The 13,679-nt window shown below is 42.8% G+C and carries 13 protein-coding genes; all 13 read right to left on the minus strand.

The window, feature by feature from the left end:
• Positions 1-148 precede the first annotated feature (148 nt).
• The 13 genes from JMW64_RS00240 to fmt all read right to left on the minus strand — a co-directional run bounded on the left by JMW64_RS00240 (position 149) and on the right by fmt (position 13,483).
• Positions 149-610 carry a thiol-disulfide oxidoreductase DCC family protein gene (locus tag JMW64_RS00240; RefSeq protein ID WP_201552190.1) on the minus strand — a complete coding sequence of 154 codons (462 nt, stop codon included), beginning with the start codon at positions 608-610 and terminating at the stop codon, positions 149-151.
• Position 611: 1 nt separating this feature from the next.
• Positions 612-1,481 carry a fatty acid desaturase family protein gene (locus JMW64_RS00245; RefSeq protein ID WP_201552192.1) on the minus strand — a complete coding sequence of 290 codons (870 nt, stop codon included), beginning with the start codon at positions 1,479-1,481 and terminating at the stop codon, positions 612-614.
• A 115-nt stretch (positions 1,482-1,596) separates the two neighbouring features.
• Complete coding sequence (locus JMW64_RS00250; protein WP_109592250.1) at positions 1,597-2,052, minus strand: hypothetical protein; 456 nt, start codon at positions 2,050-2,052, stop codon at positions 1,597-1,599.
• Positions 2,053-2,135: 83 nt separating this feature from the next.
• Positions 2,136-3,101 (minus strand): TIGR01777 family oxidoreductase, encoded by a 966-nt coding sequence (locus JMW64_RS00255; RefSeq protein WP_201552194.1) that lies wholly within the window; start codon positions 3,099-3,101, stop codon positions 2,136-2,138.
• Positions 3,102-3,124: 23 nt separating this feature from the next.
• Positions 3,125-3,625, minus strand: a complete 501-nt coding sequence (locus tag JMW64_RS00260) for a hypothetical protein (RefSeq protein WP_201501688.1) — start codon at positions 3,623-3,625, stop codon at positions 3,125-3,127.
• Between the two features lie 117 nt (positions 3,626-3,742).
• Positions 3,743-4,696: a fatty acid desaturase gene (locus JMW64_RS00265; protein ID WP_201552196.1), complete on the minus strand. Its 954-nt coding sequence runs from the start codon at positions 4,694-4,696 to the stop codon at positions 3,743-3,745.
• A 152-nt stretch (positions 4,697-4,848) separates the two neighbouring features.
• On the minus strand, positions 4,849-5,367 hold the full coding sequence (locus JMW64_RS00270) for a GbsR/MarR family transcriptional regulator (protein ID WP_045447558.1): 519 nt from the start codon (positions 5,365-5,367) through the stop codon (positions 4,849-4,851).
• A 123-nt stretch (positions 5,368-5,490) separates the two neighbouring features.
• On the minus strand, positions 5,491-6,120 hold the full coding sequence (locus JMW64_RS00275) for an L-threonylcarbamoyladenylate synthase (RefSeq protein WP_201552198.1): 630 nt from the start codon (positions 6,118-6,120) through the stop codon (positions 5,491-5,493).
• Between the two features lie 344 nt (positions 6,121-6,464).
• The gene (gene dprA, locus JMW64_RS00280) at positions 6,465-7,736 is read right to left on the minus strand and encodes a DNA-processing protein DprA (protein ID WP_201552200.1); all 1,272 of its coding nucleotides are present in this window, start codon (positions 7,734-7,736) and stop codon (positions 6,465-6,467) included.
• 76 nt (positions 7,737-7,812) lie between these two features.
• The gene (locus JMW64_RS00285) at positions 7,813-8,910 is read right to left on the minus strand and encodes a LysM peptidoglycan-binding domain-containing protein (RefSeq protein ID WP_227690087.1); all 1,098 of its coding nucleotides are present in this window, start codon (positions 8,908-8,910) and stop codon (positions 7,813-7,815) included.
• 372 nt (positions 8,911-9,282) lie between these two features.
• Positions 9,283-10,704: a threonine synthase gene (thrC, locus tag JMW64_RS00290; RefSeq protein ID WP_201552202.1), complete on the minus strand. Its 1,422-nt coding sequence runs from the start codon at positions 10,702-10,704 to the stop codon at positions 9,283-9,285.
• A gap of 41 nt (positions 10,705-10,745) precedes the next feature.
• Positions 10,746-12,314 carry a transcription antitermination factor NusB gene (locus tag JMW64_RS00295; RefSeq protein WP_201552205.1) on the minus strand — a complete coding sequence of 523 codons (1,569 nt, stop codon included), beginning with the start codon at positions 12,312-12,314 and terminating at the stop codon, positions 10,746-10,748.
• A gap of 119 nt (positions 12,315-12,433) precedes the next feature.
• Entirely contained in the window at positions 12,434-13,483 is a 1,050-nt protein-coding gene (fmt, locus tag JMW64_RS00300) for a methionyl-tRNA formyltransferase (protein WP_406947494.1), read from the minus strand.
• Positions 13,484-13,679 lie beyond the last annotated feature (196 nt).

A 13,679-nucleotide genomic window follows, 5' to 3' on the forward strand; every position in this document is an offset into this window, starting at 1 on the left:
AAGATAACGCTATCTTACGTGAAAAATTTGATGCTCTGGATATAGCCTCCTTTTTTCCACGAAAACTTCATATGCTTTACGCCCAAGGTGCTGTTGCCACAAAACTAAATGGTTGCCACTAAACTAAATGGTTGCCACTAAACGTACTTTAACGTTTATCTGGTGCTATTTTACAGACGCCATTGTCACAAGCTTGCATCACCGCTTTGCCATAGAGCAACTTTGTCACCCAATTTGGGATTCTATATCGATTGCGCGCGACATACGGATAAGCGAAGTCGCCAAGTTGCTTGACCACTGGCAAAAACAATAACGGTGACCATTTAACGCCGCCCGTCCTGTAGAGCAGTCGTACGGCATCCATATGCGTGTACCAATTGCCGTAGCTGTCTTGCATACACATATAAGTCATCGCATCCTTACGGCTAAATCCTGCGGCCGCCAACTCATCAACCCCCTCGTCTACAGGAACTAAGTGTATCTTTTCCGGTTGACGTTTTTTCATATTATGCGCCTCGGTGCTGCATATCACGCACGCATCATCGTAGTACATGGTAATGGACAAATTCGCTTGCTCTCTATAACTGTTGATATGATTTTGGATAATCATCTTACGACTCCTGTATGAGTGATATCTCAGTATCAAGACTATTAGATTTTTCGTTCATGTTAACTACTGGATACTGATTGGCTGGGGCTAAAAGAGGAATGACTGGCTGCTGCGTCCACTGCGGAGCGGTAGCATCTAAGCGCTTGGCCAGTACCGGTAAATGATTGGTTGGCACCGCTGGGAATAAGTGATGCTCGATGTGATAGAGTAAGTTAAAAGTCAGTAAATTAATCAATGGATGACGCTCACTGCGCGCATATACCACGTCATCACAACCATGATGGACGCTCCATACTGCAAAGAATCCTACCATCGTATTGGCCAATATCATCACCAATACGTGATACACCAATACTGGATGCATCGTGATAAAAGCGGTGGCAATCACTGCGAAAATGAGCAACATATCACAAGCAACCAGAATACGATTACGACGGCTGCCATGCGTCAGGCCAAACCACTGAATCATAATTGAAAAAATACAACCGCCTAATATCGCCTGATACCAAGGCAGACAAGCCCAATTACCCTCGACATCGCTGTCTCCAAGTGGATCTCTATGATGATTGAGATGTGTGTGCCGAATAGCATGCGTGCTACAGAGCATGGTGATACTGAGAAAAAACAGCATGGTTTCAGTAGCAAGCTTCCCTACTCCCAACGTTCGATGATAACAATCATGGGCTTGTCTCAGTGCGGCAGTAAAAAAGAAAAAAGTCGCCACAAGCGCAAGTAACCACCAGCCTTGCCACGCGCTCCACCATGACAATAATAAAAAAGGTAAAGATAAGAAAATATTATAAACAGTCTCGCCAAGACTAAGCTGTCGCAAATCTTGCCATTCAATATTGGCTAACGAAGGATGACGCATGATGTTCTCCTTACTTGGTGATAAGCAGTAGCTGTCTTGCTGGCGCGACCACTTAATTTAATCGGCTGTTTTAATTTACTTTATTTCTGTCAATAATGAAATTTAAAGTTAAATTTTATTTGTGTTTAGGTAATGCGATAAGACCTGTAATCACAGCGCTGGCTCCACCTATCAAGCTAAGAACCAATCCAAATATTATTTTCTCTAAAAAAACATCCGTTGCTATAATCCAAACTGAAAATATAAAAGTACTAAAGAATCCAATGAAGAATAACGGTACTATTTTTAGTATGGAGTCAAAGACTATCTTCAACTTACATATAGTTAATCCAGCTACTAACGTAGGGAGCAAACCAAAAAAGAATCCGCCTACAATAGAAGCTAATAGCATTTTGAAAATATCTGTTAACTCTTGCCTAAAAATATTACCGTCAATTACAAGCATCACAATCATATATAAGCAGACAATCAGACCACCTATCGCACCTCCCAACAATCCATAAGTTCCTATTACCTTAGCTTTAGGATAGCTGGATGCTGTGGCTGTAGCGCTAATCTCAATATCACTCATACACACCTCTATTTAGGTTTCACATGAAACAAAGCATCATGTAAATAATAATGATGTTTCACATGAAACAGTCGCTTAATGATTTACGAACTCTGCTCTTCTAAAGCTTGCTTCAGTGTTGGCTGTTTAAAATCATAACCTGCGTCCTGTAATGCTTGAGGCAATACCTTTTGTCCATCTATTAGTAGCGTCGACATCTCACCAAATATTAGCTTAAGCAGAAAATTGGGTAAAGTAAAAAAGGTGGGCCGGTGTAGCCATGCTCCAAGCGTTTTGGTAAAAGTATGATTGGTCACTGGATTAGGCGCAGTGAGGTTATAAACCAGCACTGGCGTATCATTGATAGTTTCTAACGAGTGCTCATCGGTAGTCTGAGTGTCCGCATAATTAGCAAGATGCTTTTCAATGATGAATATCACCGCCCCAACCCAGTCTTCACGACTGATCCAGCTCATGATTTGTTTGCCATCACCTAACTGCCCACCAACACCCATTTTAAATGGGGTTAATAACTTACCAAGCATGCCGCCTTCAGGATGAATCACCACACCGGTTCGCACGATAGCCACAGGTACGCCATATTCCGTTGCTGTCAAAGTTAGCTGTTCCCATTGTTCACATAATTGATGGGCAAAATCAGTTTCAAAATTACTGATTTCGGTAAGAGGTTTATCGCCTTGTGCGCCATACCAGCCAATCGCAGAGCCGCTGACCATTAGCTTGGGCTTAATACTGGTGCGCTTAATAAATGCCAATAAGGATTCGGTAGGCTTGATACGGCTGGCGAGCAACTGCTCTTTGCGCGCATCGCTCCAGCGCGAGTCAGCAATGCCTGCGCCTGCTAGGTTTAAGATAACATCAAAGCTTTTATCCGAACTCGCTAGCTCATCGTAGGTCATCATGCTGATCGCGTCAGGATGCGTTTGGCTGTTATCGCGTGTTAGCCATGTAATGTGTAAGTCCTTATCCTGCGTACGATAGCGTTTGATAAGCTCGTCACTAAAAGCACTGCCTAAAAAGCCTGAGCCACCACTGATTAAAATATTCATGTCCTACTCCCTATATTTTTCGCTTATCGTTTAGTAAAACTTAATCCGTCATAGCCATCGTCTACTTTTTTAGTACTAATATCAAAATGACTTTTACGTACTTTTGGTAAAGCAATGCGGCTGGCAATCGCTGAATTGATTGCGCCAAACAATCCTATACCAATCATAAAGGCCAATAGCACGCCAACCTCTATCCATGAGTTGATGCCTAGATATAGGATGATTGCACCCATATAACCTGCTGACGTTATAAACCCCACTAAAAATGTCGTGCGTAGACTCTTATGATCACCGCGCCATATATTCTTATAAGCGACGATAACACCCGTTAATAAAGCAGGAATAAAACCAAGCAGACCAACATAGAGTAATGGCTGGTAACCAATTTGGGCAAAATCCGCATTCCTAAAAATGAACAATAGAGCCAGCTCTGCAATCAATCCACCAATCATACTACCAAGCCCTGCAAACAAAATAATCACTTGTAGATAAGGATACACACCTAACTCATTATTCCTTTTCATTCTATTTATCCTATTAACATTCGTCGTTAATTAAGTATAAATATGGCGTTGCCAAAGCCAATGAAATTCCTGTGGATAATTGGTGGATAAGTATCTTGATTTTATTTAGCCTACTGATTAAGCAAAACGCTTACGAATAGGACAGTCACTATCATTACTATTTTGAGATTTATTCTTTAATTGGTTCCAACGATAATTGATAAAATCTATGACGTTAACCATACTTGGCAATACATGTTCTTTGGTCAGATGTGGCGTTGCTGCATCTAAACGCTTGGCAAGCTCAGGTAAATGATTGGATGGCACAGCAGGAAAGAGATGATGCTCTACGTGATAAAGCAAATTAAAGGTCAGCAAGTTAACCAAAGGATTGCGCTCAGTTCGGGCGATTGTCTCATCACAATCATGATGCACGCCCCACACCGCAATGATGCCAACACTGGCATTGGCCAACATCATGGTCAATATGTGATACATCAATACTTGCGCTAACATGGTCAGAGCAGGAACAGTTAAAGGAAATACGGTCAGTACGAAGGTAACCAAGACAACTAAACCAATCAAAGCAAACTCTAGCCACGCCAATTTTTGATTGCGACGGCTACTTAGACGCAGTCCTTGACGATAAATATCGAGTCGATAAGTTATCCCGCCGAGCAGCGCTTGCCACCATGAGCCTTTTGCTAGACTGCCCTCAATGTCACTATCGCCCAATGGATTGCGGTGATGTTCCATATGGGTGGCTCGAATGCTGTGCAAACTGGTCATTAGTAGTACGCTGAGCAACAGTAATATTCCAGTAGTCGTGCTTTTAGCTGTCCCTAAACTATGATGATAACCATCATGGGCTTGGCGAAATGCGGCAGCAAAAAATAAGTAAGAAGTCCCGCATGCTAAGACATACCATGAGTGGCTGGCGAACCACCAAGACAACAATAAAAACGGATAAGGCAAAATAACGTTGTAAGCGATTTGACCGCGCGTTAACTGGTGCAAGTCTTGCCACTCGACTGCAGCAACAGCCTTTTTAATGGCTGGCTTTTTATTAGCGTGTGTCTGATTGACTGTCATTTTACACATCCATTTGTTATTACTATTTTTTGTTGCTGCTATTTTATAGAAACTTATCTCACTTAAACTTAGTTGGCTTTTATATTTATTACATATATTTCTGTCAAAACAGAAATTGTATTGCAAATTTTTTATTTTAAATTACACAGCTATTAACGTAAAACCTTTTTAATACTAGCGCCTAGTTTTAGGACTTTTTTGAGGATGCTTGTGGGCAGTTTAAGCATCTCAGATGACCATGTGGTTAGGGTACTAACGAATTCTTGGGTATCACGAATACGTGACTTTACCTCATTATTTTCATGTTCAAATTCAGGACTGTCCATCAATTCTTGTAAGAACTGCACAGTTGGCTCAAGCTCACGCTTTTGTCGTTCAACCACGATGATGCGTGCCAGCTCCCAAACGTCAGTATTGGTCGTGAAGTGATCGCGACGATCACCCAATATCGAGACCTTTTGTACTAAGCCCCAATGCTGCAACTCTTTAATACTATTTGAGACGTTAGAGCGAGCAACCCCAAGTGTTTCGGTAATTTCTTCAGCATTTAATGGTTTACCAATGATGAATAACAACGCATGAATCTGTGACATGGTGCGATTGACGCCCCACTGCGAGCCCATTTCACCCCAATGTAAGATAAATTTTTCGGTCACAGGATTTAGTTTCATGATTAATATGTACTCTAATTTATAAGTTTTGATTATTTTATTCACTCATCTTGCGCTATTCTTTTATTTCTGTCAATAGTGAAATTAATAAATAACACTCATCCCTTGGTTGACTGTCATGCACTAACGAATTACTAAACCCGTGGTTGCGTCACGAATTTGGCTCGGTAAAGTATAGCCTAGAGTGTCAGCCTGCAAGTAGCTGATTTGCTCGCCAAAATACCCATAGGCATCAGTGAAAGTCATAGCAGGCGATTGCCCTGATGGATTACAGCTTGTGGAAACCAATAGCCCAAATGGGTTTTGAACGTCGACCAGTTGTTGACACAATTGACGAATCATAGGATGCGCAATAACTCTAACCGCCACTGTTTGATGCTGCCCTGTGATCCAAGGAGGGATAGTCTTTTCAAGTGTCTGAGGGATAGGCAGTAGCCATGTATGGGCTTGCTTACCGTGTAGCTCTATACTGTCAGTATCTGCCTGCCAACTCTTGATGATTTGTTGGCGCAGACCTTCTTCTAGAGGCTCTAGTAACGGCATTAAACGCTCAGCGCTGTCAGTAATGACGATCATGCCTTTGGCTTGTGGACGCTGTTTAATAGATAAAATACATTGAACGGCTGCTTCGTCATAAGCGTCACAACCGATACCCCAAACGCTTTCGGTGGGATAAGCAAGTAGCTGTCTTTCTTTAAGCCACTTGGCAGCTTGAGTGACAGAATCAGTAGTAAAAGATGTGGATTTTTCCATGGTTTGAAGGCTTCAAAAAGGTAGAAATTTAAGCACTCATCATAACATAAGACTAAGAAAAGTTAGGGCAGCGAAGTTTAAAGCGACCTTATTAGCAGCCACCTAGGGCGTGTCATCAATTAGCACATTAGTACGTTTAGTGGTCTTAAAATGGCTAAATTTTGCTAAACATCGTCAGCAATTTTGTCAATATGTTCATATTAACGGCAATTGCTTCCTTGTTTATCTACAATTTTTCTCATTTTAAGCCTCACAATCTAATTGATGACACGCCCTAGATTGTACTGTTGTCAATCACTTGGCAATAGATAAGTGAAAAGCCTAAAGCGATAGCAAGTACGATTTTAGACGCGCAAATACCGTCCGCCTTGCACACTAATGACGCCTAATAATTCAAGCTCCATTAACTGTCCAATCAGCTGCGGTGTGGCAAGTTTGGTAGCGATAATCAGCGCATCTAAATCCTGCCCGTGCCAATCAAGCTGCTCATACACAAGCGTTAAATGCTCTGGTACGACGATAGCACTGGGAGCAGATTTGATATTAGAGGGTATTGGATGGTTAGCCATTACAGCGATTCTTTTATCTTTATTTGTATGTTTAGTAGCTTTGCTATGATTCTTTTGAGAGCCATTAGATTCGGTAATATCTATACCACTATTCACAGTATCTTTTGATTTATGAGAATAACTTTCATAACCCAACTGAGCATTGACGTCTTCTAGCACTTGCTGTGGATGATAAATTAAGGTCGCGCCTTCACGTATCAAATGATGACAGCCTTCAGCATTGCTATTATCAATATGACTTGGAATCGCAAAAACTTGTTTGCCCTGCTCGGAGGTTAAACGCGCAGTAATCAGCGAACCACTCTGAATGGTCGCCTCCGTCACAATTGTTGCTAAGCTCAATCCAGCGACCAAACGATTACGCCGTGGAAACGTATGCTTATGTGGCAGTGTATGCGGTAATAGCTCACTAATAATACAGCCGCCTTGCTCAATTATTTGGGCAAACAATTTATCGTGATGATTGGGATAATTGACCTCAATACCCGTACCCATTACCCCAATCGTTCGACCTTGATATTCGGTATCTGCCTGTGCTAAAGCGCCTAGATGTGCTCGTTTATCGACACCCATGGCAAGACCGCTGGTGATGATATAACCAGCTTGCGCCAAATATTGTGCGATATCAAAGGTGATTTTTTGGGCATGGGCAGTGGGTTTTCGGCTACCGACGATCGCGATTTGCGCTTGACGCAAACGTGCTTTATTGCCTCGGTAAAATAATAAAGGCGGTGGGTCATAGATTTGCGAGAGCTGGGCGGGATAATCAGGCTGGCCAGCAAATAGCAGACCGTAGCGCCCCTCGATAAGCGCTTGCTGAATTTTATCGATACTGGCTTGCGTATGCTCTGGCTGTTCATGACGGGCAAGATGGCTATGATGAATACCCAATTGCCGCCAAGCATCTACTTTGGCGTACCAAGCAAGCTCTGCTGTACCAAAAGAAATAATGAGCTTATAATAAGCAGATAATGATGCATTCACCTCAGTCCACAGCGCCAGTACTGCGCGCTGCTCATCTGATAAAGAAGAAGTAACTGCCATCATAATCATCTAGCTCGTATAGGCTAAGTTAGTATATCCCGTCCAAAAATGAGCATGTTCTCACTTATAGTGTACTCATTTATAGATATGGCGGTGGTAACAGCTGGTCGCCGACGTTTAATGGTAGCTCTGAATCAAGCACATAAGCATAGCTAATATTATCGAAAGTATTGAATACCATGACCATACCGCTTGGCTCATTTGGTAAGCGTACTGGCGTGTCATTGTCTTTGGTATCGCGGATCAAGGCCCCTTTTTGATAGACAGTCAATACATCACCAGGCTTAGCACCATGGGTACTACCTAAGTTGATAGCAACGACACTACCCTTCGCCGCTGAGCTGATTGAGTCCATGACTCGGACAATCATGCCACCACGACTGACAATTGCAGGGGCTGGATAAAACACAGGTGGAATAGAGTTATTCAACTCAACGAATACGCGATCACCTTCACGTACTTCTTTGTCGTAACTGTCAGTGAGCTGCAAACTGCTGACGCCGTTGGTTTCTGTCGAAGTAACCAAACCCGTCGCAACTTGCGTGACTTCTAGACCAATAACTTCTTGGGTTTTTGGCTCAACATATAGCTCTCCTTCACGGTAGATACCATAACGCTGACCGACGATCAGTGGCACACCTTTGGCATACACTTTATCGCCACTAGCGGTAATTAAGTTGCCTTTTTTAGAGGCCAATATATAAGGCGTGGTATTAAAATCTTGTGGATTAACAATGACTGTCTTATCTAACCAGTGTTGAATAGCAGACCACGGAAGCGGTGGAATACTGTTGGCTGTTGAAGTGACTGAGACTGTGCTAGATACCACGTTACCCGTTAACTGCTTTTCAACCCCAGCACAACCTTCGCCAGTATCAACACCAATCAAGGTTTTACCTTGAATCACACATAAGATAAGGATGTCGTTAGGATAAATAAGATTGGGGTTTTTGATTTGCTTATTGGTTGCCCAGATTTCTTTCCAGCGCCACGGACTGTCTAAATAACGTCCTGAAATATCCCACAACGTATCGCCTTTTTTAACGATATAGCGATTGGGCGCATCCGCTTTGATGGCTGGTGGTGGATTGTTAGCGTGGGCAGCACTCATTAGCATTGCACTACTAAATGTCGTGATTAACAGTGCTTTTGCTATCGTTTTTAAGCTCATCTTCATTGTTATATCCACAATATGTACCGCTGTTGTCGCCACAATTAGTACCATTTAGATCTATTACTTAACCTTAATCTTTGACTGTCATTAAAATAGTGACAAGCAATAAGGGTCGTAAAAGGACTTAACCGTACGATTATCATGACGCTTATAGGGCAGCTGTTCAGTGTAATTGGCTGGTATGATTACTAAAAAAGCGTCTAGCAAAATGATGAGTCGCCGACGCTGTTTCTAATATTACAATTATATCTACCATAACACAATCATAAACACTTTATTACAATGGCGTAACTTTTGTATGAATATTATTTCTATAGTTTGTCATTGAAATTTATAGAGTTCCTCATGAAAATAAGCATTAAAATCCACTTTGATTTATGCTGGATTTGGTATCACATGCTGCCGAATTTGCTCAGCGACCAATTCGGCATCATTATCAAGCACCACCACATGCTGCGGTAAGCTCTCCAAGCCTTCGGTATGGGCTGGGCGTGCGATTTCTATTTGACCTATCGCTTCAACGATAGTATCTGCAAATTTCACTGGTAGCGCGGTCTCAGCACAAACAATGATCTCGCCTTCGCGCTGTAGCTCTTTGGCAACCTTGATACCATCAGCAGTATGCGGATCGACCAACTGTCCATGCTGCTCATAAAGTGTTTTGATAGTGTCGAGACGGTCGGCATGAGTAGATTTACCCGCAGCAAAACCGTAGCGAGTGTTGACCGCCTCCATTAGGTCAGACAAATCAAAACCTTGACCAGATTTCACCCCTTCAAATAACTCATGAACGCGGGCGCTGTCTTTATCTAATAAGAGATAAACAAAACGCTCAAAGTTAGAGGCTTTTGAGATATCCATTGAAGGACTTGAAGTAATATAGGTTTTTTCAGTCGGACGCGGCTGATAAGCACCTTGATTAAAGAAGTCGTTGAGTACATCATTTTCGTTAGTTGCGACGATTAAGCGCTCCACGGGCAACCCCATTTCACGTGCGATATGGCCAGCACAAATATTACCAAAGTTACCTGATGGCACGCTAAAACTGACTTTTTCATCGTTGCTTGTAGTGACCGCAAAATAGGCTTTAAAGTAATAAACAATCTGCGCTAGGATACGACCCCAGTTAATAGAATTAACCGTACCTAAATTATAAGCCGCTTTGAACTTAGCATCCTGTTGTAGCGCTTTGACAATATCTTGGCAATCATCAAACATGCCGTCGATGGCGATATTATGAATGTTATCATCAGTCAAGCTATACATCTGCGCGCGCTGGAATTCACTCATTTTGCCGTGCGGTGACAGCATAAAGACTTCGATATTTTCTTTACCGCGTAGCGCATATTCTGCCGCACTACCAGTATCGCCACTGGTGGCACCAATAATGGTGATGCGCGCGTCTTTCTTCTTCAGTACATATTCAAAAGCATTACCCAAAAACTGCATGGCAACATCTTTAAATGCCAATGTCGGACCGTTCGACAAGCCTAAAATGTATAAGTTATCTTCAAGTTTGCGGACAGGAACAATCTCATCAGAGCCAAATACCTCAGCGGTATAAGTACGCTCAATGATATCTTGCAAATCAGCCGCAGGAATATCAGTCGCAAAACGCTGCATAATCGCCATCGCAAGCTGTGGATAGCTCAGCGCGCGCCACTCAGTAAGGGTCGCACTGTCAATATTCGGATAGTGCTCAGGCAGCATCAATCCACCGTCTGGGCCAAGACCCATTAATAACACATCACTAAAATCCATCGGCGCTGTCTGACCACGGGTACTGATATATTTCATTAGATTGTCCTGTCTATAATGAGATTATTAGTTAAAACGGTTTATTCAGCAGTTTTCTGCAGCAAGGCATAATAAAAACCATCGCCGCTCTCGCTATCAATTGGCAAGCACTGACGACCAATCGCCTGTTCAATACCCCAATTACAATCGTCGCTAAATTCAATGGCTACTACATTGTTATAGTGAGTCATAAAATCCTGCATCTGCTCGACGTTTTCTTGCTTTAGGATAGAGCAAGTGACGTATAAGAGGTAACCACCAACTTTAAGTTGTGGCCATAGATTATGCAAGATATCGGCTTGTAGCAATGCCGTTTGCTCAACGTCTTCTTCAGTACGCAAGATACTGATATCAGGATGACGGCGGATTACGCCTGTCGCTGTGCAAGGTGAGTCTAGTAATATAGCGTCAAATACGAGCTTGCTCTTTTTCTTACCCGCCCCTTGCCATGTGGTTGCATCAGCACAGACAATATTAAGCTCAATATTTTTCTCAGCTTGCTGCAAGTCGTGCTGACTTAAGTTTAAGCGCTGTAAATTAGTATGAATACGCTCGATACGTGGCGCTTCATTATCTATCGCAGTAATCTTAACTTTCGAAATCACAGGCGACGTTTCAGCATCGTCTTGTTTCACGTGAAACAACGAAGACTCATTTGAGCTGATTAATTCTAACCAATGAGCAAGCTTACCACCCGGCGCTGCACAAGCATCTAAAATGCGGATCTCGTTGTTATTGGTGTCTATATCGCCGTCTGCATCATCGCTTTTAACACTCAGCTTATTAATTAAAGCGTTATGAATAAGCGGCGCGGCAAGCTGAGCATGCATATCTTGTACACTAGCAGCTCCTTCAGCGAATTGCGGTAAGGCATTGACTGCGGTACTTTGATGTAATCTTAACCCTTTGGTTACTATGCTATTAGATGCGGCTGCATCCGATGAGCTGGCTAAATTAAAACCACTCGTTAGCTCAACCAAATCTGCTTCAACTTCAAATTCCACCAAGGCTTGCTGATAATCCTCTACCGAGGTAACCGCTGTATTCACGCGTAAAAACATCGGTGCAGGTTGACGTAATCCTTGCATCAGATCGTCATACTGCTCACTCCAATCTTGCTTAAGCTGATAGGCAAGCCAATTAGGCAAGCTGTGTTTTTTATCACACTTCTTACGGAACTTACTTGGGTTCTTAGCGACTTTACGCAAGATGGCATTGATTAAACCCGTCGCGTGCGCAAACTCAATCTCTTTTGCTGCTTCGACCGTCTCGTGAATCGCCGCATGATCAGCCACTTGTAAATAGAGCAGCTGCGTCAAACCCACTTGAATAGTCGTACGTACTTCTTTTTCATCAATCGAGTTATCAGCCAGACTATCGAGTAGACGCTCAAGGGCATACCATTGGCGCAACGTCGTTAGCAATAACGCATGAGCAAACCCTTTATCACCGTCATGCAAACTGTTTAATAGCGGATCAAGGACGCTTGCTAGCGACTGACCATTCTGAATCGCCAGTAAAGTGCGAATGACGCGGACGCGGACGCTACCATTCATGATAAGGTTGCTTGACGGTTTGAGCTTATTGTTTCTTGGCGCAGTGCTTCTCATTAAATTGAATTTCCTTGACGTCTAACAATTAGCGTCTGATAAAAGTTGGATTATTTGGTATTAAATGACGAATATAAAAATAAATAAGGTTAAGCGGTATTAAACTGATTTAGGAGCAATTATTTTGAGTCTACTGTGAACTGGTCACCATCATTTAATTGGTTACCATGGCAGATTTTCTCGGCTGTCATTGGTTTACCACCAGCAAACTGTAATTCGGTAATGGCTAAAGTAGTGGCTGATTGCTCAGTGTTTTCTTTTTTACTAACTTGTTTGCCACAAGCTACCAATATCGCTTTGCGTCCAACGCTGATGACCGTACCAGCAGGCTGATTGGTTTGCTGCGACGGATTCACAGGTAAGCTGGCTAAAATCTTGACACGCTGCCCTGCCAAAAAAGTATATGCACCTGGCCATGGCGTCAAACCGCGAATTTGTCGCTCAATTTCAGTAGCGGATTGTGTCCAGTTGATTTCGCCTTCGGTTTTGACCAGTTTCTCAGCGTAGTTGGCTTGACTGTCATCTTGAGGCACAGCCTGTGCTTGATAATGTGGCAAGTCCTTTAGCACGGTAATAATAGCCGTCGCCCCAAGCTCAGCCATTTTATCATGGAGGCTGGCAGCCGTATCATCAGCCTCAATAGGAGCGCTGATTTTGTAAATCATATCACCTGTATCTAAGCCCTTATCCATCTGCATAATGGTAATGCCAGTCTCGCTATCACCCGCCAATAATGCACGGTGAATAGGCGCTGCACCGCGCCAGCGTGGTAATAAGGACGCATGAATATTGAGGCAACCATAAGTCGGTGTGGTCAATACACCAATCGGCAATATCAAGCCATAAGCCGCGACAATCATCACATCTGGCTGATAACTACGCAGAGTCTCACGTGCGATCAACCCTTCACTACTAGATTTTTTAAAGGTGAGAGGCTGCTCAACGGCAATATCATGCGCCAATGCGACTTGCTTTACTGCAGAGGCTGATAATTTTTGACCCCGTCCTGCCTTGCGATCAGGTTGCGTATACACAGCGACGATGTCTATATTCAATGCTTCTTGCTGGCTGATAAGCGCCTCAAGACTAACAGCGGCAAACTCAGGAGTGCCAGCAAACGCAACTCTTAAGCGCTTACTAGATGAGCAATCTTTCGTCGTAGATGGCATGGATAAATCGGAGGCAGAAGCAATTGTAGTCATAAACAGGCATTATATAGGGTTGGTTGACTCATTATAGGTGAGTTTGCGATGTTGTGCCATGATTGTAATAACGGTAATCGAGCGTTACCAATGATACGGTTTGTCTTTATAATAGAAAGCAAGCAGGGCGCTCTTATTGATGAGTTTATTTACAAAATAATGC

The organism is Psychrobacter immobilis (assembly GCF_904846065.1).
Lineage (GTDB): Bacteria > Pseudomonadota > Gammaproteobacteria > Pseudomonadales > Moraxellaceae > Psychrobacter > Psychrobacter immobilis_H.